The organism is Acinetobacter albensis (assembly GCF_900095025.1).
In the GTDB taxonomy this organism is placed as follows: Bacteria; Pseudomonadota; Gammaproteobacteria; order Pseudomonadales; family Moraxellaceae; genus Acinetobacter; species Acinetobacter albensis.
Genome location: NZ_FMBK01000001.1, coordinates 264,347 through 289,742, shown reverse-complemented (window position 1 = coordinate 289,742; position 25,396 = coordinate 264,347). Strand labels below are relative to the sequence as shown.

At 36.1% G+C, this 25,396-nt stretch carries 21 protein-coding genes and 1 pseudogene; 14 read left to right on the top strand and 8 right to left on the bottom strand.

Annotated elements, in window-relative coordinates; genetic code table 11:
* The first annotated feature begins 201 nt into the window (after nucleotides 1-201).
* From GA0116959_RS01290 to GA0116959_RS01280, 3 genes and pseudogenes are all read left to right on the top strand, one after another.
* The gene (locus GA0116959_RS01290) at nucleotides 202-1,086 is read left to right on the top strand and encodes a hypothetical protein (protein WP_092717503.1); all 885 of its coding nucleotides are present in this window, start codon (nucleotides 202-204) and stop codon (nucleotides 1,084-1,086) included.
* Between the two features lie 26 nt (nucleotides 1,087-1,112).
* Nucleotides 1,113-1,247 (top strand): annotated as a pseudogene (locus tag GA0116959_RS01285) (transposase domain-containing protein); the annotation flags it as partial.
* Nucleotides 1,248-1,371: 124 nt separating this feature from the next.
* Complete coding sequence (locus tag GA0116959_RS01280; protein WP_092717500.1) at nucleotides 1,372-5,190, top strand: DUF4365 domain-containing protein; 3,819 nt, start codon at nucleotides 1,372-1,374, stop codon at nucleotides 5,188-5,190.
* Nucleotides 5,191-5,297: 107 nt separating this feature from the next.
* On the opposite strand, the gene GA0116959_RS01275 is transcribed toward GA0116959_RS01280, so the two are convergent.
* From GA0116959_RS01275 to chvE, 5 genes are all read right to left on the bottom strand, one after another.
* Nucleotides 5,298-6,104, bottom strand: coding sequence for an ABC transporter ATP-binding protein (locus tag GA0116959_RS01275; RefSeq protein WP_244878543.1), 807 nt, complete (start codon nucleotides 6,102-6,104; stop codon nucleotides 5,298-5,300).
* Between the two features lie 96 nt (nucleotides 6,105-6,200).
* On the bottom strand, nucleotides 6,201-6,698 hold the full coding sequence (locus GA0116959_RS01270; protein ID WP_092717497.1) for a heme-degrading domain-containing protein: 498 nt from the start codon (nucleotides 6,696-6,698) through the stop codon (nucleotides 6,201-6,203).
* A gap of 84 nt (nucleotides 6,699-6,782) precedes the next feature.
* Nucleotides 6,783-7,997 (bottom strand): multiple monosaccharide ABC transporter permease, encoded by a 1,215-nt coding sequence (gene mmsB, locus GA0116959_RS01265; protein ID WP_280513239.1) that lies wholly within the window; start codon nucleotides 7,995-7,997, stop codon nucleotides 6,783-6,785.
* Nucleotides 7,990-9,528 carry a multiple monosaccharide ABC transporter ATP-binding protein gene (mmsA, locus tag GA0116959_RS01260; protein WP_092717494.1) on the bottom strand — a complete coding sequence of 513 codons (1,539 nt, stop codon included), beginning with the start codon at nucleotides 9,526-9,528 and terminating at the stop codon, nucleotides 7,990-7,992. The genes mmsB and mmsA overlap by 8 nt, the downstream gene beginning before the upstream one ends.
* Nucleotides 9,529-9,628: 100 nt before the next feature.
* Entirely contained in the window at nucleotides 9,629-10,693 is a 1,065-nt protein-coding gene (chvE, locus tag GA0116959_RS01255) for a multiple monosaccharide ABC transporter substrate-binding protein (RefSeq protein WP_092717491.1), read from the bottom strand.
* Between the two features lie 587 nt (nucleotides 10,694-11,280).
* Here chvE and iolG point away from each other — a divergent pair.
* From iolG to GA0116959_RS01235, 4 genes are all read left to right on the top strand, one after another.
* Nucleotides 11,281-12,306 (top strand): inositol 2-dehydrogenase, encoded by a 1,026-nt coding sequence (iolG, locus tag GA0116959_RS01250; protein ID WP_092717489.1) that lies wholly within the window; start codon nucleotides 11,281-11,283, stop codon nucleotides 12,304-12,306.
* A 111-nt stretch (nucleotides 12,307-12,417) separates the two neighbouring features.
* A complete protein-coding gene (locus GA0116959_RS01245) occupies nucleotides 12,418-13,689 on the top strand; it encodes a sugar MFS transporter (RefSeq protein ID WP_092717486.1) in 1,272 nt (423 codons plus the stop codon).
* Nucleotides 13,690-13,720: 31 nt separating this feature from the next.
* Nucleotides 13,721-14,584: a sugar phosphate isomerase/epimerase family protein gene (locus GA0116959_RS01240; RefSeq protein WP_092717483.1), complete on the top strand. Its 864-nt coding sequence runs from the start codon at nucleotides 13,721-13,723 to the stop codon at nucleotides 14,582-14,584.
* A gap of 267 nt (nucleotides 14,585-14,851) precedes the next feature.
* Nucleotides 14,852-16,042, top strand: coding sequence for an MFS transporter (locus GA0116959_RS01235; protein ID WP_092717480.1), 1,191 nt, complete (start codon nucleotides 14,852-14,854; stop codon nucleotides 16,040-16,042).
* A 124-nt stretch (nucleotides 16,043-16,166) separates the two neighbouring features.
* Here the strand turns inward: GA0116959_RS01235 and GA0116959_RS01230 are convergent, their stop codons facing one another.
* From GA0116959_RS01230 to GA0116959_RS01220, 3 genes are all read right to left on the bottom strand, one after another.
* Complete coding sequence (locus tag GA0116959_RS01230; protein WP_092717477.1) at nucleotides 16,167-16,457, bottom strand: putative quinol monooxygenase; 291 nt, start codon at nucleotides 16,455-16,457, stop codon at nucleotides 16,167-16,169.
* Nucleotides 16,458-16,514: 57 nt separating this feature from the next.
* Nucleotides 16,515-17,588 (bottom strand): Gfo/Idh/MocA family protein, encoded by a 1,074-nt coding sequence (locus tag GA0116959_RS01225; RefSeq protein ID WP_244878542.1) that lies wholly within the window; start codon nucleotides 17,586-17,588, stop codon nucleotides 16,515-16,517.
* 178 nt (nucleotides 17,589-17,766) lie between these two features.
* Nucleotides 17,767-18,687 carry a LysR family transcriptional regulator gene (locus tag GA0116959_RS01220; RefSeq protein ID WP_092717471.1) on the bottom strand — a complete coding sequence of 307 codons (921 nt, stop codon included), beginning with the start codon at nucleotides 18,685-18,687 and terminating at the stop codon, nucleotides 17,767-17,769.
* 119 nt (nucleotides 18,688-18,806) lie between these two features.
* On the opposite strand from GA0116959_RS01220, the gene GA0116959_RS01215 reads away from it, so the two are divergent.
* From GA0116959_RS01215 to GA0116959_RS01185, 7 genes are all read left to right on the top strand, one after another.
* Nucleotides 18,807-19,682, top strand: a complete 876-nt coding sequence (locus GA0116959_RS01215) for an intradiol ring-cleavage dioxygenase (RefSeq protein ID WP_092717468.1) — start codon at nucleotides 18,807-18,809, stop codon at nucleotides 19,680-19,682.
* Nucleotides 19,682-20,362: a 3-oxoacid CoA-transferase subunit A gene (locus GA0116959_RS01210; RefSeq protein WP_092717465.1), complete on the top strand. Its 681-nt coding sequence runs from the start codon at nucleotides 19,682-19,684 to the stop codon at nucleotides 20,360-20,362. The genes GA0116959_RS01215 and GA0116959_RS01210 overlap by 1 nt, the downstream gene beginning before the upstream one ends.
* A 13-nt stretch (nucleotides 20,363-20,375) precedes the next feature.
* On the top strand, nucleotides 20,376-21,029 hold the full coding sequence (locus tag GA0116959_RS01205; RefSeq protein ID WP_092717462.1) for a 3-oxoacid CoA-transferase subunit B: 654 nt from the start codon (nucleotides 20,376-20,378) through the stop codon (nucleotides 21,027-21,029).
* 94 nt (nucleotides 21,030-21,123) lie between these two features.
* A complete protein-coding gene (gene pcaF, locus GA0116959_RS01200; RefSeq protein WP_092717458.1) occupies nucleotides 21,124-22,335 on the top strand; it encodes a 3-oxoadipyl-CoA thiolase in 1,212 nt (403 codons plus the stop codon).
* 254 nt (nucleotides 22,336-22,589) lie between these two features.
* Entirely contained in the window at nucleotides 22,590-22,955 is a 366-nt protein-coding gene (locus GA0116959_RS01195) for a nuclear transport factor 2 family protein (protein ID WP_092717455.1), read from the top strand.
* Nucleotides 22,956-22,964: 9 nt separating this feature from the next.
* Complete coding sequence (locus tag GA0116959_RS01190; RefSeq protein ID WP_092717452.1) at nucleotides 22,965-24,032, top strand: maleylacetate reductase; 1,068 nt, start codon at nucleotides 22,965-22,967, stop codon at nucleotides 24,030-24,032.
* Between the two features lie 92 nt (nucleotides 24,033-24,124).
* Nucleotides 24,125-25,306, top strand: a complete 1,182-nt coding sequence (locus GA0116959_RS01185; RefSeq protein WP_092717449.1) for a maltoporin — start codon at nucleotides 24,125-24,127, stop codon at nucleotides 25,304-25,306.
* Nucleotides 25,307-25,396 lie beyond the last annotated feature (90 nt).

Here is a 25,396-nt window from a genome sequence, read left to right as displayed (position 1 = left end):
TAGTATCTTGACGCAAATCATCAATTTCTTGACGTGTCATTTGATAGTCATCTGGGAATTTAGTCATAAAAACAACTCCAAATTTAAAACATTATAAGTTCAATTAATTTAATTTGAGGATTATAAGCCTCTTTTTGTGTTAGTCTTACTACACTTAATAATATTAAAAATACCTGATTTTATATAGTCGGAATTATCTAAATGAAAAACATAGATTTATTTATTGTTTTGAGCTTGTGTTTACCATTTGTAGGATGTGTAACAGCGAATTCGATTAAGCCTAGTGATGTAAAAGCTTATAAAACACCAAATGATTTAATCGCTGCTAAGTCTCTCAACGGTAAAGATGGAAATGGTAAAGAGTACTTATTTGAAGTTTCTGTACCTGATGCTTTAATTCCTTATGTCTATATGAGTAACCTCTGTGCTACTCAAGATGGTCGTTTCTTTCAAGTGTCTAAGAGTCTGTTTCGCTATTTAAGAGGTACACATATACCTGCTTTGCATAATCAACGCCTCATTTCAGCAACAGGTACATTTACATGTGCATCAAAAGCACCATGGAATGTATCCATTGAACCTGTTTTATCTCGTATTGGCGGAATGGGACAACCCTTAAACTTTGTAACCCTTAAGACAGCTGTTATTTCTGATAATGAAGTACACAGCAATGTGACTGTATATCAGTCGAAAAAGAATATTGAAGAAAATAATAAAAAGCTAGCTATTGAAAAACACAAACTTGAACAACAGCGATTAAAAAATGACTATGAAAGAAATTTAGTGATTAATGCTCCTAAATCTAAGGATATTGGTCAAACGATTTGTAAAAATGCAGAATTGTCTGAATTTACAGGGACTATCGTTCTCGGACAAGTTACATATCGCCAAGTTGATGGCTTAGTTATAGCTAGTTTTGAAGGTTTTTCAAATGATTATGTTAATTTGAAAATTAATATGAAGGGCTGGCTGAATAACTTCAATCAAATATCGTCAGGACCAAATGTTCTATATAAACAGACTCCTTTAGAGTCAGGTAGACTGATTTGGGACAGCAAGCAAGGTTGGTATAAGTGTGACTACTAAATATTAATTTGAATTTTGTGGGGTATATAATCCAGTCGGAAAAACTGAATGGCTTGGATCCATCCGCATATTTAAGTGATGTGCTGAAAAGGCTGCCGACACAAGAAATGAGTCGGATAGAAGAATTACTTGCACACCGTTGGAAGCCTAAATCGAGTTAAACATAACTATGGGGTTAGCAAATGCTTATGATTAAAGTAGAAATTCCTTTAGAAGAATCGATTAACTAAATAATTAAAAAACAGTATATTGGTTTATATAGGATTAAATTTTAGGTTGTTGTTTATGGGAAGCTTTCCAAAAGATGGGCATAGTCAAGAAATTGGTCGCTTGGCGGCAAGAGCTTTAGCAAGTAAACTGCCTAAATCTTGGATAGAGACTCCAATGGCTGGGGATACTGACTTTGGTATAGATTATTCAATTCAACTTAAATCAACTGAAAATTATGTAAATTATAGTTTTTACCTTCAATTGAAAGGAACTACAGTACCTAAATATAATGTAGATAGATCACTTGTTTCATATGATTTTGATGTATCAACATTAAACTACTATTCTCAACAAGAGCCTTTGGTAATGGTTGCTGTTGTTGATTTACAGGAAAAAGAAGATGATGTATCAAATTGTTTAATCTATTATTTTTGGTTGGAAGAGGATTGGTTTGAAAAAAATAAAGACAAGTTAGAAAGTCAAAAAACTATATCCGTTCAGATTCCAACTGAAAATTTGTTAGGTTCGTCATTAGATATTTATGAATTTTATAAGAAGAGAATTACAGAAAGAAATAGATTTTTTTCTTTGAAAAGAAGTATTACAGAGCAACAAAAACCTATAGATGAAGTCTTAGAAAATTTAACTACAATAATTAGTGAAAAACCTGTTTTTTTAAAAACTATTGAGTTAAAAAGTGAAGCTCCTTGGATTGAGAATCCTAAGGGCGAGATTACAACTGATCTAAAGATCTGCTCAGATTATTTATCAAATAATCGTATACAGGCTGCGGAAGAAATATTAAAAAAATTGGATGTTATAAAAGATAATTTTAATAACCATGAATTGGCAGAATTTTATTATCAAAAAGGTAATCTTTTGTCTTATGAAGGATTTTTTGATGAGGCAGAGGCTCAGTTTCTCTTAGCACAAGAGAAAAATAAGAAAAATCGTTATCGTCTTGCATATTTAGAGTCAAAATTTAAGCTAGATTCAATGCCATCCCAAGATGAGCTTGAAGAATTAGCTAATACTTTAGGTAATGATAGTTTTACAGAATGTGCACTAAAAGCTAAAACCTTAGCAATGCTTAAAAGAGCAATAGAAGCTCTGAAACTACTAAAACAATATTATCCAACAGAAATTATGATTCAAATGGTCATATGTACTATAGGTGCCCTTTATGAAGAGCTAGATTTAATTATTGAAAATAATATAGATAATGAGTTTAAGAATGATAGGGAAATTTATATTTTTAATGCATTAGCTGCAAGAAGATACTTTCTTAAGTCATCAAATGATGTGGGAATATGTGGAGAGATTCTTCCTATTGAAGGGAGACCTGATTATGATTTAGAAGGGATGAAGCAAGCCTTTAGTTTCTTGCAGAAAGCATGGATTGCAGCTCAAAAGTTAGGATATCCAGCTGACATTACTACGCTTATAGATATTAGTCCCTTAATTTATGGATATTTTAATAAATTAGAAGAACTTACTTATTATTTTGATGAGATTTTAAGTGAAAGAACATCTCACTCAGAAATTATAAGAACATATGTCCTTATATTGTTTAATTGTGGGCAATATCAAAAAGTTATCGACTTACTTGAGAGATTAGAGTCACTAGACGCCGTTGAGTGCGGTATGCATATTCTCTCATATAATCATTTGAACAAATTTAGACAGTGCCTGTCATTAATTGAGAAATATGAAAGCATTCTGTTGAATTCAAAGAGAGAAAATATTCCAGCTATTTTTTGTATCGGTGCTGAAATTGCGGATGCAATGTTCAATAAAGATTTAGCTACTAGATATGAAGAAATTGTAAAATCATTTCCTGATGGTGAGGCATTTATTGCGATTCAAGATTTTGTCAAAAAATCTAATGAAGATAGAAGTAGACATAAGGAATTCACCCAAGATTTATACCAAAAATATATAGATCTAGGTAAGCCTTTAGTTATTGCAGAACAACTAATCAGATATTTAGATCCTCGAGGAAGTATGGCTGCTAATCAATTAATTGAGTTAGCAGAGATAGTATTAGAAAGAAGAGAACTCAGTGAAAACAGATATTTAGATCTAGCACAAGCATTTATTACTACAGAGCGATGGGCTGATGCAGAAAGATTGGCAATAAAAAATATTGCTAAAGGTGTAGCAGTTTCTAAATGGAAACTAGTGCAGGCAGCAGCATTACAGAATCAAGGGAAGGTAGGAGTTGCCTATAAGACTTTTGAAGAAGTAATTAAATCGGAAGATATAGGTAAACAAGAAAAAGATTTTTTTATCAATTTATCTCTGTCATTAGGCTTAATTGATAATGTTGTCGAACTGCTCGAAGATAATCTAGTAAATTCTACTAATGTGCCAGATAAAATTTTTATCATTAGACGACTTATTGCTATCTATACGAACAGGGCTGAATATGAGCAAAAATTAAAGACCGCGATTTTAAGATATGGAACATTTATTGACCAAAATAACTGTGATCAAGAAGGTGATTACTTACAGTTATGCATGCTTTTATGTCCGTTTGAAAAGGATGAACAATGGTCAGATTATACGGAAAGACGAAATAAATATTTAGAAACATTTCCTGATTCAACAGTCTTTAAGGTGGGAAATATCAATATAGATGAAGGCGCTGAAGGATTATTAGAGTCTTTCAGAAAAATGCTTGGCATTACTCCAGAACAGATTGAATTATGGGAAAGCAATAAGAAAAAGCTTAGAAGTGGTGAGTTACCGATACCATTCTTTATGCGAGGACTGTATTTACAGGACACTAGAGATATTTTTACTACGTGGTTTTTTTCAAAATCTAGTACAGATCATGAACTTGAATTTAAAATCATACATTCCCCTCAACTAGATAAACATGAGTTTTATGAGCTAATTGATTCATCCGATATCCTATTAATTGAAGAAACTTCATTACTAATTCTTAATGATTTAGAGCTTCTTGAAAGTTTCTTAGAATCGTTGCCAAAATTTTCTATTTTAGAATCAGTTCTTCAAAAACTTAACCTTACAACACATTCTCCACTTTCTCCTTATCATCAGGTTGCAGGAAGTATTTTAAGAGCCATACAAAATAATCTTACTAAGTTAGATTTAATACATTTAAATGAGGAAAGTTTATTACAGTACGATCAACCGTTAAAGGATAAGAGCGGAATTTTAATTACTGATGATTTATACGTCAATAAATTGGTTTCTATAGAAAATAATTTTATCCAGACTGGAAATGTCTTTAATGTTCTAGAGTATTTAGGTGATAAAGGTATTTTGGATAAGGATGTTTTACAAGAAAAAATAGTTAATTCTAGTAAATTAGGTATTGTGAATTTAAATATGAGATTAGACTTTTTGGGGGATTCAATAGACTATTTTTTAGGAAGATCTGATGTTTTTGATTATAGAGATACAGGTTTTCAATATATTTTTGATAAGATAATGCTTATTCATTCAAATTTTTTAAATAAATATAGACTATTTTTGGATATTTTTCTTTGTGTTGATATACAAAAAATTAATGCACAAACTTTTTTAACTCTAATCTATAAACTGATTGAAAATGATGATATTTATAAACCCAAATTAGTCATTACAACATGGTTAATTCATTGTGGCCTTGGAAGGAAATGTGAGAAAGATTTAGAAACTAAAATTAGTGATGAGCATTTATGTTTGTGGAGTAAATATGTGTCAGTTATGAAAGTATTAGATCCTGAAAATACTTCAATAGAATCTTTACTAGGATATGTTGTAATAGCAATATTAAAGTTGGAACCAAACATTAAGAGTATAGCGTTTAATAACTTAAAAAGTGGATTTTCTTTAGATTCGAGAGAATATCGTAGTTTAAAACAATTGGATCATCTTTTTTAATTTGTTGAACATGAGTCCGAAGAGGACTCATGTTAACTTTATGGATTAATCTACAAGAAACCACATATTATTCATGGTTTATCGATAATATGTAAAATAATTGCATATTAACTAATAGCAGAATCGAGCTGTTCAAGCGAAGCTACTATAATCCCAACTACATGCTGATCAAATTCTGGTAAGTCATCTTCTCCATGCGTGCCCTTATTTAAATAACGCCAACATGGGGATGTCCCACTTGGACCTAATAAAGATGTTAAAGCGGATAAAATTTCTGTTTTGTTAGGTATGTTTCCACGAGAAGCATTTATTTTAGTTTTTAAGTTTTCTGCAAGGATTCTTAAATCCCACGGTTGATCTGGCGATCTTCTCGAAACGCTAATTAAACTGTCATTACGATCACTGTGTTTTCCGTAATGAAACCAAGTTCTGTTACATAGATGCTCTAAAGCCCGTCTAGAAGACATAAGTGCATCTCTATATTCCCCTCTAGAATATAACTCTTTTGCCACTAATACGTAATTTCTCGGGCGTTGTAGCGAATGTACATATATGTGTTTATCAGGATTTTGTGAAGAAAAGATATACGACTCTGAAGCAGCAGCTTTTTGTTTGCCAAGTATTTGATGAGTATTGTTGAAAAATTCTTCTCCATGGATGGCGAGAATAATCTGGGTCTGTTCGAAATATGAATCGTTAAATAATGTTTCTCTTATTGCCCCTCTATGCTCATCATCTATTGCATTAACGGGATCATCAAAAATTAGAATAGGACAATTTTCTTTGATATTCTTTGCTAACAAAATTGCTAATCCAATACATCTAATATGACCCTCACTAAGAATATGAAGTGCATCGAAGAATTTTGTTGGCTCTGTTTGAAATGAAATAAGTAGTTTTTGTGATTGTGTCACTGGAAGTTGAACTGAAGCTAATTGATCATGGATATACGAACAAAGGAATATCCACAATTTTCAGATGATTTTGACTTTTTTTGATAAATTAAATGTTTAACTAGTTACAGAGAGTTGTAAACTTTTCTTATCTTTACCTAAATAATCGACAAGTGTATCGATGATAAGTTGATGATCTTGTCGCTCTGGAAGTCCTGAAACGGCAATGCTTCCAATAACTCCAATATTCTTTACAATGATAGGAAAGCCACCACCAGCACTAGTATAATCGTGAGTAAATAAATGAAAACGTTGGGTAATATCTAATTTTTCAGCAGCTAATTCATGCCCTAGTCGATAAGAGCTACGCAGGAACCGTTGGACAGAATTCCCCTTACGTCGAATCCAGTCATGATGATCGAAGGTCACACCAGATCTGGCTGCCAAAAAAAGAGATTGATCAAATTTTTTTATTTCAATCACGATAGGAAGAGAATCTAATTTGCCACGCTCATAAATGATTGTGCCTAATTGCCAAGCTATATCCTCATTAAAAACATCGAATTGTAGTATTTCCTCTTGGCGTACCAATATCGAAAGATCATTTGTTGTCATCGTAAAACCTATTTGAAATGGTGTATTAACCTTAGAAAAATTAAGCCTTTGATGTGATTTTTTATCACATCAAAGGCTATTAACTTATGCCTTATTTTTGGTATAAACGTCGATTAGAACGGCACCAAGTAGTACGAGACCTTTAATAACTTGTTGATAGTCAACACCAATTCCCATGATAGACATACCGTTATTCATGACACCCATAATGAAAGCACCAATAACAACAGCAAAAACTTTTCCAACACCACCAGATGCAGATGCACCACCAATGAAACAGGCTGCAATCACATCTAATTCAAAACCGTAACCGCCAGATGGAGTAGCACTATTTAAACGAGCTGCAAACATTAGCCCAGCGAAGGCAGCTAGAATCCCCATATTTACAAACGCAAAGAAAATTACACGTTCAGTTTTGATACCAGAGAGCTGAGCTGCTTTTGCATTACCACCAACCGCATAAATACGACGCCCGATAGTAGTTCTGTTCATAATGAAAGTATAGAATGCAACCAAGACTCCCATAATAATCAAAACAATCGGCATACCTTGATACAAGGCTAACAAGTAAGAAAATGCGATAATAGCTGTACTTAATGCTAAGTTCTTCAGCACAAAAAGCACCATCGAACTACTCTCAATACCATGTAATGCTGCTTGTTTGCGCTGACGGAATTCAATCACAAAAAAAGTTATGCTAACTACAATTCCAAGTAGAAGTGACGTGACATGTAAACCTTCAATACCAAAAAAATCAGGAATAAAGCCAGAGCTAATCACATTAAAACTATCTTCAAATGGACCAACAGACTGACCATCAAGAAAAATTAGTGTTAAACCTCGAAACACTAGCATTCCCGCTAAAGTGACGATAAATGATGGTACTCTCCAATAGGCCACCCAATAACCTTGAATAGCCCCAATCACAGCACCAGCTAGAATACAAATTAACATCGCTGGCACAAGGGGCATTTCATGTGTGACCATTAGACTGGCTGCTAGAGCTCCAGTTAAACCAACTACTGAGCCAACAGACAGATCGATTTGTCCACTTACAATCACCATGAGCATTCCCAATGCCATGATGACAATATAGCCATTCTGCAAGATTAAATTTGTCAGATTTAATGGCTGTAGCAAAATATTATTTGTGGCAAACTGGAAGAATGTCACAATAATTATCAATGCACATAACAAGCCATATTCCTTTAACCCGTGAGCTAGGAAGTTTGTGTTTAACTTTTTACTCTCACTATCATTGATTTTGTTGGGAGCTTCTGCGCTATTGGTATTATTCATTTAAGTTATCTCCATTCTTCATAATAGATCGCATAATGGCTTCTTGATTTGCATCTTTTGCTAGAAACTCACCAACAATCTTTCCTTCATTCATGACATAAATCCGATCACACATACCTAATAGTTCTGGCATCTCAGAAGAAATCATGACAATACATTTACCCTCTTGGACTACCTGATCAATAATCGTATAGATTTCATACTTTGCACCTACATCAACACCACGTGTAGGCTCATCTAAGATTAGAACGTCGGGTGCAGTAAATAACCATTTGCTAATCACCACTTTTTGCTGATTACCACCTGATAAATTACCGGTATGTTGTTCTACATCGGCACTTCTAATTCTGAGCTTGCTCCGAAATTCTTTTGCAATTTTTGTTTCTTGATAGTCATTAACTACTAAATTCTTAGAAATACCTGAAAGGTTGGCTAAAGAAGTATTTTTTTTAATACTTTCCTCTAGTAATAATCCGTAACCTTTTCTATCTTCCGTTACATAGGCCAAACCATTATCAATAGCTTTTCTGACAGTAGATACATCAATCAATTTGCCATGAACTGATACTGTGCCACGAATATTCTTGCCGTAAGATTTACCGAAGATACTCATTGCAAGCTCAGTGCGTCCTGAACCCATAAGTCCAGCAATTCCAACAATTTCACCCTTACGCGCGTTGATGCTGATTCCTTTAATTACTTCACGTGAAGCATGGTTGGGATGATCAACATGCCAGTCTTTGACTTCAAATAAAACTTCGCCAATATTCGGTGATCGTTTCGGATAACGATCCTCCATATCACGACCAACCATTGCTTTAATAATTCGGTCTTCACTAACATCTTCTTCTCTACAATTCAGATAATCTACGGAAGCACCATCACGTATGATTGTGATGCTATCGGCTACTTTAGATATTTCATTTAGCTTATGAGAGATAATAATTGAAGTAACGCCCTGTGCTTTCAGTTCTAATAATAGGGTTAATAATCGGTCACTATCATTGTCATTTAAACTGGCTGTTGGTTCATCCAAAATCAACAGTTTGACTTCTTTTGATAATGCTTTTGCAATTTCAACTAGCTGCTGTTTTCCTATTCCAAGATCGCTAATTAAAGAATCAGGGGAATCAGATAAACCTACTTTATCAAGAACTTGTTTGGTCTTTTTATAAGAGGTATTCCAGTTAATAATGCCTACTTTGGATTGTTCATTCCCAAGAAATATATTTTCAGTAATGGAGAGCATAGGTACAAGAGCTAACTCTTGGTGAATAATAATAATTCCTTTTTCTTCACTGTTATGAATATTAGAAAATTTTTGCTCCTCACCTTGATAGAGAATTTGACCATCAAAAGAGCCATACGGGTATACACCGCTCAAAACTTTCATTAATGTGGATTTTCCAGCGCCATTTTCACCACAAATTGCGTGGATTTCTCCTTTCTTAACAACCATGTCGACATGACTCAGTGCCTGAACATGCCCAAAACACTTTTTAATGCCACGCATTTCAAGTATTGTTTCCATACAGTAACCCTCTGTTGGTCAGGTCTACTGACCAACATTTATCCATATTAATCGCCTTAGCTTCTGCTTAAAGGAATCTTCAGAGAATGAAGTCCAAAACTTATTTCAGTTGATTTGCTTTGTAATAACCAGATTTTACGAGGACTGCATCCCAGTTACTCTTATCCACTAAAACAGGCTTAACTAAATAAGTTGCTACGATTTTGGAGCCATTTTTATAAGATTTGGTATCGTTTACAGGAACTGGTTTGTGTTTAACAATTGCATCAACCATTTCAGCAGCAGCTTTAGCTAATAAACGAGTGTCTTTAAACACGGTTGAGGTCTGATCACCACGGATAATTGCTTTGATATTAGATGGCTGAGCATCCTGACCAGTAATGACAGGCATTGGTTGAGTAGGGCGACCATAACCGACACCTTTCAGAGAAGATATAATGCCTGTTGCTAGATTGTCATTCGGTGCTAAAACAGCATTCAAACGAGCTCCTCCATAAAAAGCACTCAGTAGATTATCCATACGTGCTTGTGCCGTTGCACCTTCCCAACGTAAGGTTGCAACTTTAGCAAGAGTGGTTTGCTTACTACGTACTACAAGTTTGCCTTTAGCGATATATGGGTTCAATACCGACATTGCACCAGCATTGAACATATGAGCATTATTGTCATCTAGAGAACCAGCAAAAAGTTCAATATTAAATGGACCTTTCCCGGCATTTAATCCAAGTTTTTGAACAATTGATGTCCCTTGCAGTACACCAACGTGGAAATTATCAAAGGTTGCATAGTAATCAACATCATTAGTTTTCATAATCAATTTATCGTATGAAATTACTTTGATGCCTTTCTGCTTGGCTTTACGTAGGACATTAGATACTGTTGCACCATCAACAGGGCTAACGATCAGAACTTTCACACCTGCTGTAATCATGTTCTCAATTTGAGAAATTTGTGTTGGTACATCATAGGTTGAATATTGCAAGTCAGTCTTATAACCCTTGGCTTTCAAGTTGTTGACAATGTTATTGCCATCCATGATCCATCGTGCCTCTGTTTTATTGGGTAAGGCAATACCAATTAATTCTCCAGCGGCATAAGTGCAATTTGCAAATGCTGCTAAGGCAATAGTGACTACAGAGGTGGTTAGCGTTTTATACATTTTCATTGTATGTTTCCTTTAGCTTTAAGCAGGATTAAGATCTACATTCTTTTAAATTCCATTTAAAAAATGCATGACTGCTTTGAAAATTGATCATCTCAGTATCAAAATGGACTTTTAATGATCTTGTTATTTCATAATTGATTCGAATGTCTTATCTAGATGAATTGCTATGTTTACTTACCCTAATATTGTGATTAACAATTTTTAATTGGGCTCATTGATGTAGCATTTTCAAGTCTTAAGAACGATCCATAGTTCATTTTCCTTAATCTTTCACGACGCTCCTGTCGGTTAATCAGTTTTTTCCAATGATGAATTATTGGACATGGTGTTTATTAATTGACTTGGAGTATAGAAGCGCAAAATCTGGAAAAAAATGTCAAAAAATGAAAAAGTATTTTGCGTTCTGTGGAAAAATAAAGGGCTTCTAATTTTTCTTTAAAAGTGATAAGGCAGTAGGAACATTAATTTCAAAAATGAAAAAGTGTTTTTAGAAATAGTTATTTTTTTTCAAAATTAGCTTGTATACCCTAAGAGTCATCAAGAATAAGTAGTTTTTGAAGTCATCGTTATTAAAAGGAAGTATCTATATGTTAAAAGTAGCAATTCTAGGTGCGGGACGCATCGCTCAGATCCATTCTAAGAGTGCATTTTTAAATACACAATGTGAACTTAAACTTATTGCTGATCCTTGGAAAGAAGGAGTAGATAAATTAGCAAAAGAGTTAAATTGTGAAGCAGTTTATGACTATTATGAAGCTATCAATCGTGATGATATTGATGCGATTGTAATTGCTACTGCAACTGACTTGCATGTTGATTTAATGCTACATGCTGTCAAATGCAAGAAACCTGTATTGTGTGAAAAACCTATTGATCTGGATTTTGGGCGTTCTATTACAGCGGTACAAGAGATTCAAAGCCATAATGGTAAAGTCATGTTGGCATTTAATCGTCGTTTTGATGAAGACACAATTGCGATTAAAAATGCAATTTTAAATAATGAAATTGGTGAAGTTCGTCAAGTCATTATTACTAGCCGTGATCCTGGCATGCAACCAGTAGAATACATGAAAACATCTGGTGGTATTTTCAAAGACATGACAATTCATGACTTTGATACTGCTCGTCACATCCTTGGTGAAGAACCAGTTGAAATTTTTGCAACAGCAAGCCGATTAGTGGATGAAGAGTTAGAAACAATTAATGATTATGATACTTGTAGTATTACCCTGAAAACAAAATCAGGTAAGCAATGTATCATTAATAACTGTCGTGAAGCAGTATATGGATATGACCAACGTATTGAAGTTTTGGGTTCTCAAGGGTTGTTAAAAACTCAGAATCACCGACCTTCTACGTTGAAAAAATACACTCATGATTTCACAAGTTCGCAACAACCTTTATTAAATTTCTTTTTAGAACGTTATGTGGATTCTTATCGAAAAGAATTTGATGTCTTTGTTGCTTGCTTAGTTGATAGTCAAGAATTCCCAACTAGCTTATTTGATGGATTACAAGCCCTCTATCTTGCAGTTTGTGCAATGGAGTCGGTTGAGAGTAATCAAGCTATTATTGTAAATCCTGAAGGCCCTTCAAAATCTCTTGCTGCTTAATGCGTAGCACGTAAATAGATTAAACCACTAAGAAAACAGAATTAATTAATGAAGTATGTATAAAACATACTTCATTAGAGATGCTATTACCTATTTACAAGGAAACTCGCAATGGACGCAAGTTTAAGTAAAATCGCGGATGCACCAGTGAGTAAGAAAGTTCTATCGTTAAAGGCGACGATGATTTTAGTCATTGCTTTCAATTTCATGTGGGCATTTTCACACACGCTGTTGGATATTCTTAATAAGCATTTCCAAGATGTCTTCCATATTTCACATGGCCAGTCAGCATTTATCCAGACCGCTTATCTAGGAGCCTATTTTCTTTCGGCCATTCCTGTTGGTTTGTTAATGAAGCGATATGGGTATAAAAATTCTATAATTGTTGGCTTACTACTATTCGCAATTGGGTGTATGGGCTTTGTTCCTGCTGCTCAAATTGGCACGTTTTCAGCATTCTTAACTGCAATTTTTATATTGGCAACTGGCTTAGCCTGTTTAGAAATTGTGTGTAACTTATATGCTACTAAATTAGGTGATCCAAAGAGTGCAACTCGTCGTTTAACTATGGCTCAAGCATTTGGTGGCATGGGTGGTATGTGTGGTCCTTTAGTGGGGGGGGCAGTATTTTTTATTCCAGCTGGAACTGTTGCAGGGTTCTATGTAGAACCAGCAACCATGACCTATGCCGTGCTTTCTATTCTGGTACTTTGCGTAATTGGATATGTTATTTCGATCAAACTTCCTGAATCAAATCATGAAGATGAAAATAGTATTGAACCAAGCCCAGAAGATATTGTGTATGAAAATATCCCATTATTAAAAAATAAAAATGTGCGTAAAGCGATGCTTTCCCAATTTTGTTATAACGGAGCACATTTTGGTATCGGCGCATTTTTTATTAATTATGTGATTGAACATTGGAGTGGTATTACTCCAAGTAAAGCAGCTTATTTCTTGTCTATGGCTATGTTCTGTTATATGACAGGTCGTTTCTTAGGTATCTTCATTATGAAATATGTTGATCCAAGAAAATTGCAAATTTTTAACAGTGCTGTCTGTGTTGTAGCATGTTCATTTGTCATGTTGGGATATCAGTATCTATCAGTTATCGTACTGATTTGCATGTTTTTATTCAAATCGACATTGTATCCAACAATCTTCTCAATGGGTGTCCGCGGTCTTGGGAAAAAATCTCAAATGGCTGCATCTCTCATGGTCACCATGTTTGTTGGTGGTGCAATTTTACCTCTTGTCATGGGTTATCTTTCAGATTTAACGAGTATTTCTACAGCATTTATTATTCCTGCAATTTGTTATGCAGTAATTTGCTGGTGTGCGATTACTCAAGACCTTACTGGATATAAATTCGCGAAATCATGAATTTCGTAACACAAATTAAAGGAAATATTTTATGAAAAAACCAGATTTATTAGCTGCTTATTGGACTTTGGCTGGGAATGTATACCCCGGTGCTCCAACAGAAATTAGTCCATTTACCTTACAACAGCGAGTTGAAGCTGCTTCAAAAGCAGGGTGGAAAGGGATTGGCCTTGTACTGAGTGATCTTCAAGCGACTTTGGCGCAGAATAGTCTTGCAACTATCCGTCAGTTATTTAAAGACAATGATATCAAATATTTTGAGCTTGAAATTTTACTCGATTGGTATCTAGATGGTGAAGCAAGAAATGTGTCTGACTATGAACGATCTAAAATGATCGAACTCGGTGCAGAGTTAGGAATGTGTAATTTAAAAGTTGGTGCTAGACCATTCGAAAACTCACCGAATACTCTTGAAAACATGTCAGATGAGTTCTCAAAGTTATGTAAACAAGTCGCTCAAGTGAATGCAAATGTTGCATTAGAAATTATGCCGTTCTCTCGATTGGCTACTTTAGAAGATGGTTTGAAAGTTGTTGATACTGGAGATGCCAACGGTGGTCTGTGCTTGGATATTTGGCATTTAGCACGTGGAAATATTGATTTTGAAAAAATTAGTATGGTTCCGACACACTTACTCAAGTCTGTTGAACTTAATGATGCAGCTGAAGATATACAAGGCGATCTTTTTAATGATTCAACTCATCATCGTAAATTGTGTGGTGAAGGATCTTTTGATATTCCATTATTTTTAAATGAAATTAAGAAAGCAGGGTTTAGCCAGTCTTATTATGGCGTTGAACTAATTTCTCAAGATCACCGTATTTTAACACTTGAAGAAATGGCAAAAAATGCATATGAAACCACAATCAATGCATTCAATTCTGTAACAGCTTAATAGCTTTTACCCCAATAGTAATTTTTAAGCTATTGGGGTTTCAAAAATACGTTTTAAAAACGTCGATTTTATTTTGTTTATAAAATATTTAATTAAAGCTCGGCGAATTTAAACATGAGGTGTGACAGTTTTGAAAGCATTATGTTGAATCAATACATAATTCAAGGTTGCTATCCAAAACCTGCTGATAGCTTCTGTGGATTTAATAATTAACTTTCTAGGCTCGTTTTATCTTTAAACTATAACTGAATATTCTCTTTGCCTATTATGACATCTGATCCTACCTTACCTCACTCATATTCACTTTTTGCCGTTATCCTCGCTCTTGCAATTGGAGGATTCTGTATCGGTACAACTGAATTTGTAGCGATGGGCCTAATTCAGGAAATTGCGGAAGATTTACAGGTCTCTATTCCTGATGCTGGTTATTTTATTAGTGCGTATGCCTTAGGCGTGGTGATTGGTGCCCCCATTATTGCTATCTCAAGTGCCCAGCTTCCTCGTAAGACTTTACTCCTTATACTCATGTTGTTTTACGGTATTGCAAATGCTTTGACAGCTTTAGCTCATACCCCAGAAACAGTATTATTATCCCGATTTATTGCAGGGCTTCCACATGGCGCATATTTTGGTGTAGGTGCCTTGGTCGCGGCTCAACTTGCAAATCCTAAGCAGCGCTCTACAGCCGTTGCTTTCATGATGATGGGACTCACTACGGCGACTGTCGTTGGTGTCCCTTTGGCAACATGGATGGGGCAACAATTTGGTTGGCGATCAGGATTTGAGTTTTCGGCAGCTATCGCCTTTATCACACTCATTGCGATTATCTTTTTTGTTCCTAATATTCCTGTTCATAAAACAGCAAGTATAAAGAATGAATTAGCCGGTCTTAAAAACATCAATATGTGGTTGACTCTTGCCGTTGGGGCTCTTGGATTTGGCGGAATGTTTTCTGTATACAGCTATATTTCTCCAATCCTCACTGAATATACTCATGCCGATATTTCGATTGTTCCTATTGCGCTTGCGATTTGGGGAGTTGGCATGGTGATCGGAGGGTTGTTAGCTGGCCATTTCGCTGATAAAAATCTAAATAAAACCATTGTTGGTATTTTAATAAGTTCTGCACTCACATTTATTTTAGTGAGTTTATTTATGGATAATATTTATACAGCTATTGCTGGTCTATTTGCAATCGGAATGACAATTATTGGATTAAGTAATACCCTACAAATGCGTCTTATGAATGTTGCAGGTGATGCACAGGGATTAGCTGCTTCACTTAATCACTCTGCATTTAACTTAGCCAATGCCCTCGGTGCTTTTTTAGGTGGCTGGGTATTGACTCATGATATGGGATGGCTAGCACCCATCTGGATTGGCTCAATATTAAGTTTAAGCGGATTACTTATTCTAAGTATCGCTTTCTTTGTTGAAAAATCTATTCACAAAACTTAAATTTTAGAAAAAGATTACCTCTTATCTTATAATACTAAAAGGCAACTTTCTAAATATTAGGGTTGAGGTTTAACTATTCTTTAGTTTATGTATTGATATTCTGACTAACACGTTGGATATACTGTTATATTTTCTCTAGAATGCGGGTTTCATTATGCTCAACCATACTTCCAACTTCTTTAAAACAGGCAATAAAGTGCGCTGTTTTTAAATGTTTATTCAGGTCATCCATCGTTCCCCATTTCTCAAAAAAGATTAATGTAGCAGGATCATGTACCTCTTGATGTAAATCATATTGTAAGCAACCGAACTCTTTACGGGTCTTATTAACGAGCACTTTAAATACTTCAATAACTTGATTAATGTGTTCTTGTTGAATTGCTAATTTAGCAACAACTCTAATTTCTTTATTCATAAAACCTCAAATAGCAGTAAAAATGCAACTATAAATAGCTGCATTTTTATTCAATGATTATAAAAAGACTTCATTACCATTGTTACCAGCAGATTCAAATAATGCTGCGAGAAGGATGGAGATATTGTGTGCTTGAGTAGCAGGAACTTGTGAAGGTTTCCCATTCAAATATGAATCTAGAAAAGCATTTAATTCACGATCAAAATAGATTGGATTACCAATTTCTGCAATATCTGGAGAATATTCAGTTTTTTTGGTTGCCCAAATTTCAGGGAAGCTAGTTTCATGCCATTCTGTCCAACCTTCTGTTGTACCTTCCACGTTACCAGTTTGGTAAAGTTTATAAGATGAAGGTAATGAGCGTGAAGACATAATGCCTTCTGTACCATAAGCTGTCATATCCCAGCTTTCTGTCCAAGGTAGAACATCCCATGACATGAAGTCTACGACGACAATTTTATCGTCATAATTAAGAATGGCACCAGCAGCATCTTCACGCGATTCTTCACCTTTAAAATCTTTAAATTTGGTGATGCGAGCATTAACAGATTTAGGCATGCCAAAATGATGAAGAACTCGGTCAAATAAATGACAACCAATTACAAAGAAAGCACCACCAAGATCGCCAGGTTGTCTCATATGTGCGGTTTCTGCTTCATTATGAGAACATCCAGCATGGGCGCGGACTTGTAATACTTTACCGATTTTACCTTGCTGAATGGAATCATGCATTGTGTTGATAGATGGAGCAAAACGCCAGCAATACCCAACTTGAACGAAACCATTATATTCATTGACTGCATCAACAATTCGTTGTGTATCTGCTACACCACGACCAGCAGGTTTCTCAACTAAAACTGCTTTACCTGCTTGTAAAGCTGCAATGGTTAGATCTGCCATTTCATAGCTTTTTGAATGGACAAGAACCATATCAATATCTGGATTACTTAAAATATCTTCTTTTGTTCGTACTTCAATATTTAGTGCATCACAGAAGGGTTTTAGAAGTTCACTTTGGTCTGCTGCACCATAAATTTCAATGTCTTGACGGCGTTGAAGTGCTTTTACTCGTCCAGATGTGTGCGGATGTGTAATTCCTAACAACGCAACTTTTAATTTATCTTTTTGCACAATAAAACTCCTGTAAAGAACTTTCCAATTTTGAATACATGCAAGTTATCTTTTTCTAATATGTGTATAAAGAACTTTTAAGGAAATGATTATTTCAATTTTGAAATAATCATTTATGAATATTCTACCTAGAACGATTTTAAGGAAATGGTGACTTAATTATTGGAATGAACCCAATTTATTGAATAGAACTCCAATAGCGTTCGTATTCTTTGTTTTTGAAATCTTCAATTAAGAAGTCTATAAATAATCTATTTTTTATAGGCATAAATTGTCTGCTTTGAAAAGCAATGTTGACATTAAGTTCAGGAAGTTTCCAGTCCGTTAATATTGGAATTAACCTTCCTTCAACAATGTCTTGATAAATAATGTATAGCGGTTGAATGAGAATTCCAGCACCATTCAATGCTGCAGATCTTACGATTTGACCATCATTTGTTTCCATAATTGGATTTAATGCGAAATTTTTAATTTCATTATCTTTACTGAGACTTAATATCCGCGGATTGTTTGCATGGCTATAAAGCAAAATATCGTGATCTTGAAGTTCTTCAATAGTTTTAGGTTTTCCTTTTCGCTTTATGTAGTCATAAGAGGCAGCTAAAATTCGATGTGTAGTGGCAAGTTTTCTAATCGTTAGATTGGAATCTGGTTCGAATTCACGAGTCCTAATTGCAATATCAATATTGCTATCAATGATGTCTTGGTAGCGATTTGCACCAATTAAATTTATTTTTATTTTAGGGTAAAGTTTATTAAATTTAGGAATTAATGGGGTGATGTGCATAATCGCAAAAGAAATTGAAGATGTGATTGTGACTGTTCCTTCTGGTTCAACCGCAGCAGAGCTAATCGACGATTCCGCTTGATCAATTTCAGAAAGTAAGTCTTTACACTTTTTATAATATTCAATTCCAATCGTTGTTAATGATAATCGACGAGTAGTACGTTCAATCAATCTGACATTAAGTCTATTTTCTAGTGAAGTAATGTGCCTTGTTGCTGCAGCATTAGATATGTCTAATTTTTCTGCTGCTTTATTAAGTGTTCCAAGCTCTGCAACAGCAACGAATAACTCCATGCTCGTCAATCTGTCCATACAATCCCTTCCTATTATTTCCTAAATGAAATAAAGATTTTCTTAACCAATATTTTATTTCAATAATTAACAGCTTAGCATGAGATTTATAGGAGTTAGATTCATTTTATGGAAAAATTATGAAAAATTTAGATGAAAGAACAATCACTCAAGCCGTTATTGAAAGAAATTCTTCCTCTTCAAATGAGCGCTTAAAAGATGTAATGCATTCTTTAGTGCAACATCTTCATTCGTTTGCTCGAGAAGTTCAGTTAACTGAAGAAGAATGGGAAATAGGTGTAAAATTCTTAACAGAGGTAGGTCAAATTTGTAGCCCAACTCGTCAAGAATTTATTCTTTTATCTGACACTTTAGGGCTATCTACTTTAGTCATTGCCCAAAATCATAAGAAACCAATTGGCTGTACTGAAGCAACAGTATTTGGGCCATTCCATGTCCAAGATGCCCCACATTTAGAGCTTGGCAGCAATATGAGTGAAGGGGTAAAAGGTACTTCATGGTTTGTTAATGGCGTCATTAAAGGTATTGATGGTCAAATTATTCCTCATGCAGAGATTGAAGCTTGGCAAGCAGATGATGATGGTTTTTACGATGTACAAAAAGAAAATCTTGATAAATATCAAGGTAGAGCTGTTTTTCATGCTGATGAAGATGGAAAATATCACTTTCAAACGATTGTTCCTGAAGCCTATCCAATTCCGCATGACGGCCCTGTCGGAAAAATGCTCGAAGCATTAAATCGTCATCCGTGGAGACCCGCTCATTTGCACTTCATGATCTCTGCTCTTGGTTATGAGCGGTTAGTTACTCATGTATTTAAAGACGGAAGTGATTACTTAGATTCTGATGCGGTTTTTGGGGTGCGTACTTCTCTAATTGCGGAATGGGTTAAACATGAAAGTGGAATTGCTCCAAATGGCGAATATCAAAGTCATCCTTTTTATACATTAAATTTTGATTTCATTTTAAATAAACAAAAGGTTGAGGCTGCCTAATGATAGATAAAAGCGCAGCATCCCTTGAGAAAGTGCTCTCCCAAATCACCGACAGCTCAACCATCATGATTGGTGGTTTTGGTACAGCAGGACAGCCTGCTGAACTGATTGATGGCTTAATTCAACTCGGGATTAAAGACCTTACCATTGTTAGCAACAATGCTGGTAATGGTGATTATGGTCTAGCAAAGCTGCTGAAAGCCGGCGCAGTGAAAAAAGTCATTTGTTCGTTCCCGCGTCAGTCCGACTCTTGGGTCTTCGATGAACTCTATCGTGCAGGAAAAATTGAGTTAGAGCTGGTTCCTCAAGGCAATTTGGCATGTCGTATTCAAGCAGCAGGTATGGGGCTGGGCGCAGTCTTCACCCCAACTGGCTACGGCACTTTATTGGCCGAAGGCAAAGAAACCCGTCACATCGATGGTAAAGATTATGTACTGGAGTATCCAATCAAAGCCGACTTTGCTTTGATTAAAGCCCAGCAAGGCGACCGTTGGGGTAATTTGGTTTATCGCAAATCGGCACGTAACTTTGGCCCGATTATGGCGATGGCTGCGGGTGTGACCATTGCACAAGTCTCTGAAGTGGTGGACTTGGGTGCTTTAGACCCTGAACACATCATCACCGCAGGTATTTTTGTTCAACACGTGGTGCAGGTTCAACCTGAACCTGTTGCTGTATAATCGGGAGAACATCATGAGCTATCAAAAACTCAGCCGTAACCAAATTGCAGAACGTGTGGCGCAAGATATTCCCGATGGTGCTTATGTCAATTTAGGCATTGGTTTGCCCACTAAGATTGCCAGCTACCTCCCTTCAGACAAAGACGTGTTCTTACATTCTGAAAATGGTTTATTGGCTTTTGGTCCACCACCTGAAAAAGGTCAAGAAGACCCTGAACTGATCAACGCGGGTAAAGAATATGTGACCATGCTGCAAGGTGGTAGCTTTTTCCATCATGGTGATTCTTTTGCCATGATGCGTGGTGGTCATTTAGATATTGCGGTACTCGGTGCCTTTCAAGTGGCAGCGAATGGTGACTTAGCCAACTGGCATACAGGCGCACCTGATGCGATTCCTGCGGTGGGCGGTGCGATGGACTTAGCTGTCGGTGCTAAGAAAGTGTTTATCACTACCGATCATGTCACCAAACAAGGTGAACCAAAGATCGTTGCTGAATTGAGCTATCCAGCAACAGGTTTGAAATGTGTGGATCGGATCTACACCGATCTGTGCGTGATTGATGTGACAGCAGACGGTCTTAAAGTAATCGAGAAAGTCGAGGGTTTAAGCTTTGCAGAATTGCAGGTGATGACTGGTGCAATTTTAGTGGATGCGACGCAGGGATAATAAATCTCTCCTAACCCCTCTTTTTCAAAGAGGGGAACTCCTCCCTTTATCAAAGGGAGGCTGGGAGGGATTTTAGATAAAGGACAAAATTTAAATGAAAAACGCTTACATTATTGACGCTATTCGTACCCCATTCGGACGTTATGCAGGTGGACTCGCTCCCGTACGTGCTGATGACTTGGGTGCAGTGCCGATTCAAGCCTTGATGCAACGCAACCCTAGTGTGGATTGGACCCAAGTCGATGATGTGATCTACGGCTGTGCCAACCAAGCGGGTGAAGACAACCGTAATGTCGGTCGCATGTCAGCACTGCTTGCAGGTTTACCTGTTGAAGTTCCTGCCACGACTGTGAACCGTTTATGTGGATCATCACTAGATGCGATTGCCATGGCAGCCCGTGCAATTAAAGCGGGTGAAGCCGACTTGATCATTGCAGGTGGTGTGGAAAGCATGTCTCGTGCACCCTTTGTGATGGATAAATCAGAAACAGCGTATGGCCGTAGCCAGAAGATTGAAGACACCACCATGGGCTGGCGTTTTATCAATCCTAAGCTTAAAGCAATGTATGGTGTCGAAACCATGCCGCAAACCGCGGAGAACGTGGCACAACAATTTAATATTGATCGCGCAGATCAAGACCAGTTTGCCTTGGCGAGTCAACAGCGCACTGCAACCGCGCAAGCTCAAGGCTTTTTTAAAAATGAAATCATCCCTGTGAATATTCCACAGCGTAAGGGTGATCCAATTGTGGTCGATACCGATGAACATCCACGTGCATCGACCACATTAGCAGCTTTGGCAAAACTGAAGCCAGTGGTGACAGCAGAAGGCACCGTCACTGCGGGGAATGCTTCAGGCATCAATGACGGTGCAGCTGCTGTACTGATTGCCTCAGAACAAGCTGTTGAACAGTACCAACTCAAACCGCGTGCCAAAATCATTGCTTCAACAGCAGTTGGGGTAGAACCGCGCATCATGGGCTTTGCTCCAGCGCCTGCCATCAAAAAGCTACTGAAACAAGCCAATCTCAGCATCGAACAGATGGATGTGATTGAGCTAAACGAAGCTTTTGCAGCACAGGCACTCGCGGTGACACGTGAGCTAGGCCTAGCGGATGAGACTACGCAAGTCAATCCAAACGGCGGTGCGATTGCGATCGGTCATCCACTGGGTGCATCAGGTGCACGTTTAGTGACGACAGCTTTAAACCAGTTAGAACAAACCGGTGGTACGTATGCCTTGTGTTCGATGTGTATTGGTGTCGGTCAAGGTATTGCGCTGATTATTAAAAGAGTCATGACTTAGATTACTCATGAGACATTGAATTAAAAAGGGTCCATATTTAGGATCCTTTTTTATATTCACATAAAAAATAATTTATAAAATAGGTGAGATTGTAAAACTTTAATTGTTTTAAGGTATTGATTTTTAGTAATTAAATATATTAAAACGAATTCTTTCATTTATGAAAATATTATTTCCTAAATCGTTGTTTTTTACACTTTTTATAAAAGTTACGATGAATTGTATCTTGAGTTATCTAGAGTGTAATAAACCTAATGGAAGATATTTTAATTAAAAATCTTGAAGAAGAGCGCTTCAAATCAATTGTTGAAAGACGCTATGAAGATTTTGCAAAACTGGCTCATCCAGAAATGACATACACCCATACAAGTGGAGTTACAGATACAAAAGAATCTTATTTGGATAAGTTATTTGGTGGTTTCTATGATTATAAATGGATAGAACACCCGATTTCTAGAATTCAAATTATCGGTGAAGTTGCGCTTGTATTTGGTGAAATGCATTCTGAGTTAGTCGCTGGAAATATTCAGAAAATTTTAAAGAATAAATCATTAGCAATTTGGCGAAAGGAAAACAACGCATGGCTTTTTTATGCGTATCAGCCTACACCATTACCATAAGGAATTTTTATGAAAAATGAGTTTGTTTACGATATTCCACAGAGCAGAGTAATTTTTGGAGCGGGATCTCTTAAAAACTTAAAAGCTGAAATTGAAGCTTTAGGTGCTAAAAAGGCATTGATTTTATGTACACCTGAGCAAGTAGAGTTAGCCGAAAAAATATCAGGTTTACTTGGAAGTTCTTCAGTAGGTATCTTTCCTAAGGCAGTCATGCATGTTCCTGTTGAAACAGCAAAAGAAGCAGTAGCTGTTGCAAAAAAATTGGGAGCTGACTGCGCAATAGCAGTAGGAGGTGGTTCGACAACTGGGCTAGGTAAAGCAATTGCTCTTGAATATGATTTACCAATACTTGCTATTCCAACAACTTATGCTGGTTCAGAAATGACGCCAGTGTATGGAATTACGGAAAATGGAATCAAGAAAACAGGAAAAGATTCAAGAGTTTTGCCAAAAACTGTTATTTACGATCCCGAACTAACATTAAGTTTACCTCTTGATATGTCTATTACTAGCGGGATTAATGCAATCGCCCATGCCGCTGAAGGCTTATATGCTCAAAATGGTAATCCTATTATGTCTTTATTGGCTGAAGAGGGGATTAGAGCATTAGCAGATGGGCTAAGACTATTAAAGAAAAATGACCAAGATATCGAAGCACGTAGTCTGTGTTTGTATGGCGCTTGGTTGTGTGGTTATGTTCTGGGTAATGTAGGTATGGCGATTCATCATAAACTTTGCCATACATTAGGTGGAAGTTTTAATTTACCACATGCTCCGACTCATACAGTTGTTCTTCCGCATGCTATTGCATATAACGAAACAGCTGTTCCTGAAGCAATGAAAAGGATTAAACGGGCTTTGGGTACAACAGAAAGCACTGCTGCAAATGCATTATTTGATCTTGTTTCTGAACTTGAAGGGCCTACATCTTTAGCAGAACTAGGTCTAACTGAGGCTGGTCTAGATAAAGCAACGGAAATTGCATTATCAAACCCATACTGGAATCCTGAACCCATTGAAAAAAATGCAATTCGTCATTTATTACAGAATGCATTTGAAGGGATTCGTCCTAACTAATATTCGTCAAATCTTTATTTAACGAGTGAACTGCTCTGGCCTATTTATTTAGGTCAGTTGGATATTTTTGTCTAAAAAATGGAATTTGAAAAATGAAAAAAACGCTATGGATGTATAGTGCTGCACTTTTAATGTCATCACAGATGGTTTCTGCTGTTGAAGTAAATGGATATTTCCGAACAGGGATCGGCGGTACTGATCATGGAGATATGCAAGAGTGCTTCAAACTGACAGGAGCACTATCAAAATACCGTTTAGGGAATGAATGTGAACAATACGGAGAGGTATTTGCATCACAGGAGTTAGCAGAACTTTCTGATCATTCAAAAATTAAAATTAATGGAATGGTTCAATTTTATAATGATTATGGAAAATCATTGAAATTTAGTGGGGATAATGGGTATACCAGAATGAACCAGATTTATCTGGATTGGACCAATGTCTCATTTTTGAATGGTGGTAATTTTTGGGCTGGGCGACGCTACTACAATCGAAATGATATTAATATGTCTGATTTCTTTTATTGGAATCAAAGTGGAACTGGATTCGGAATTGACAATTACAAGTTAGATAAGTTTGCTCTTAGCTATGTATTTTCTAGAAAAGATGACTTGTTTCAGGATAAATATGTCAATAGACATGATTTTACTGTCAGTGATATCAAGCTAAACGATAAGAATGAATTGAATTTTGGATTATCTTATATTGATCATGAGAATGATGGCTGGGCATTCACTATCCAAAATATTACTTCAAATATTCTAAATGGTAAAAATACTATAGCGTTTCAATATGGTGAAGGGGCTGGGACTGGACTAAGTTATACGGGTAATGTGAGTTTAGATCGGGACAATACATCATTTCGCATGCTTGATGTAGTGGATTGGCAAAGCCCAAATAAGGTACTTAATGGTCAAGCTCAAATCCTTTATCAAATTAATGATTATTCGCAGCAAGAAGACACAAAATGGTTATCGATTGGATCTAGAACATCATATGTTTTAGATGATCATTTCAAATTAACAGGTGAAATTGGTTATGATCAAATAAAACAAGGAAACGAGACGCGAGATTTAACGAAGATTACTATTGCGCCAACATTTACCTTAAAAGGTACGGGCTACTATGACCGTCCTGAACTAAGATTATATTATACATATGCGTTCTGGAATGAAGCTGAACAAAAAATGCGAGATTTAGCAAATCCAGACAGTAGCTTCTATAGCACATCTAACGGTTCTAATTTTGGAATTCAGTTAGAGCATTCATGGTAAAATTTAATTTTTTATTATTTATTGGCTTAGGTGGTTTTGTGTATAAATACTTATACCACCTAAGCTATATTAAAAATGAAAATTAGTAAC

What these genes read in the sequence shown, in the direction of transcription:
- GA0116959_RS01290 (WP_092717503.1), top strand. Translation starts at nt 202, where the DNA reads ATGAAAAACATAGATTTATTTATTGTTTTGAGCTTGTGTTTACCATTT.
- GA0116959_RS01280 (WP_092717500.1), top strand. Translation starts at nt 1,372, where the DNA reads ATGGGAAGCTTTCCAAAAGATGGGCATAGTCAAGAAATTGGTCGCTTG.
- GA0116959_RS01270 (WP_092717497.1), bottom strand. Translation starts at nt 6,698, where the DNA reads ATGACAACAAATGATCTTTCGATATTGGTACGCCAAGAGGAAATACTA.
- mmsB (WP_280513239.1), bottom strand. Translation starts at nt 7,997, where the DNA reads ATGAATAATACCAATAGCGCAGAAGCTCCCAACAAAATCAATGATAGT.
- mmsA (WP_092717494.1), bottom strand. Translation starts at nt 9,528, where the DNA reads ATGGAAACAATACTTGAAATGCGTGGCATTAAAAAGTGTTTTGGGCAT.
- chvE (WP_092717491.1), bottom strand. Translation starts at nt 10,693, where the DNA reads ATGAAAATGTATAAAACGCTAACCACCTCTGTAGTCACTATTGCCTTA.
- iolG (WP_092717489.1), top strand. Translation starts at nt 11,281, where the DNA reads ATGTTAAAAGTAGCAATTCTAGGTGCGGGACGCATCGCTCAGATCCAT.
- GA0116959_RS01245 (WP_092717486.1), top strand. Translation starts at nt 12,418, where the DNA reads ATGGACGCAAGTTTAAGTAAAATCGCGGATGCACCAGTGAGTAAGAAA.
- GA0116959_RS01240 (WP_092717483.1), top strand. Translation starts at nt 13,721, where the DNA reads ATGAAAAAACCAGATTTATTAGCTGCTTATTGGACTTTGGCTGGGAAT.
- GA0116959_RS01235 (WP_092717480.1), top strand. Translation starts at nt 14,852, where the DNA reads ATGACATCTGATCCTACCTTACCTCACTCATATTCACTTTTTGCCGTT.
- GA0116959_RS01230 (WP_092717477.1), bottom strand. Translation starts at nt 16,457, where the DNA reads ATGAATAAAGAAATTAGAGTTGTTGCTAAATTAGCAATTCAACAAGAA.
- GA0116959_RS01220 (WP_092717471.1), bottom strand. Translation starts at nt 18,687, where the DNA reads ATGGACAGATTGACGAGCATGGAGTTATTCGTTGCTGTTGCAGAGCTT.
- GA0116959_RS01215 (WP_092717468.1), top strand. Translation starts at nt 18,807, where the DNA reads ATGAAAAATTTAGATGAAAGAACAATCACTCAAGCCGTTATTGAAAGA.
- GA0116959_RS01210 (WP_092717465.1), top strand. Translation starts at nt 19,682, where the DNA reads ATGATAGATAAAAGCGCAGCATCCCTTGAGAAAGTGCTCTCCCAAATC.
- GA0116959_RS01205 (WP_092717462.1), top strand. Translation starts at nt 20,376, where the DNA reads ATGAGCTATCAAAAACTCAGCCGTAACCAAATTGCAGAACGTGTGGCG.
- pcaF (WP_092717458.1), top strand. Translation starts at nt 21,124, where the DNA reads ATGAAAAACGCTTACATTATTGACGCTATTCGTACCCCATTCGGACGT.
- GA0116959_RS01195 (WP_092717455.1), top strand. Translation starts at nt 22,590, where the DNA reads ATGGAAGATATTTTAATTAAAAATCTTGAAGAAGAGCGCTTCAAATCA.
- GA0116959_RS01190 (WP_092717452.1), top strand. Translation starts at nt 22,965, where the DNA reads ATGAAAAATGAGTTTGTTTACGATATTCCACAGAGCAGAGTAATTTTT.
- GA0116959_RS01185 (WP_092717449.1), top strand. Translation starts at nt 24,125, where the DNA reads ATGAAAAAAACGCTATGGATGTATAGTGCTGCACTTTTAATGTCATCA.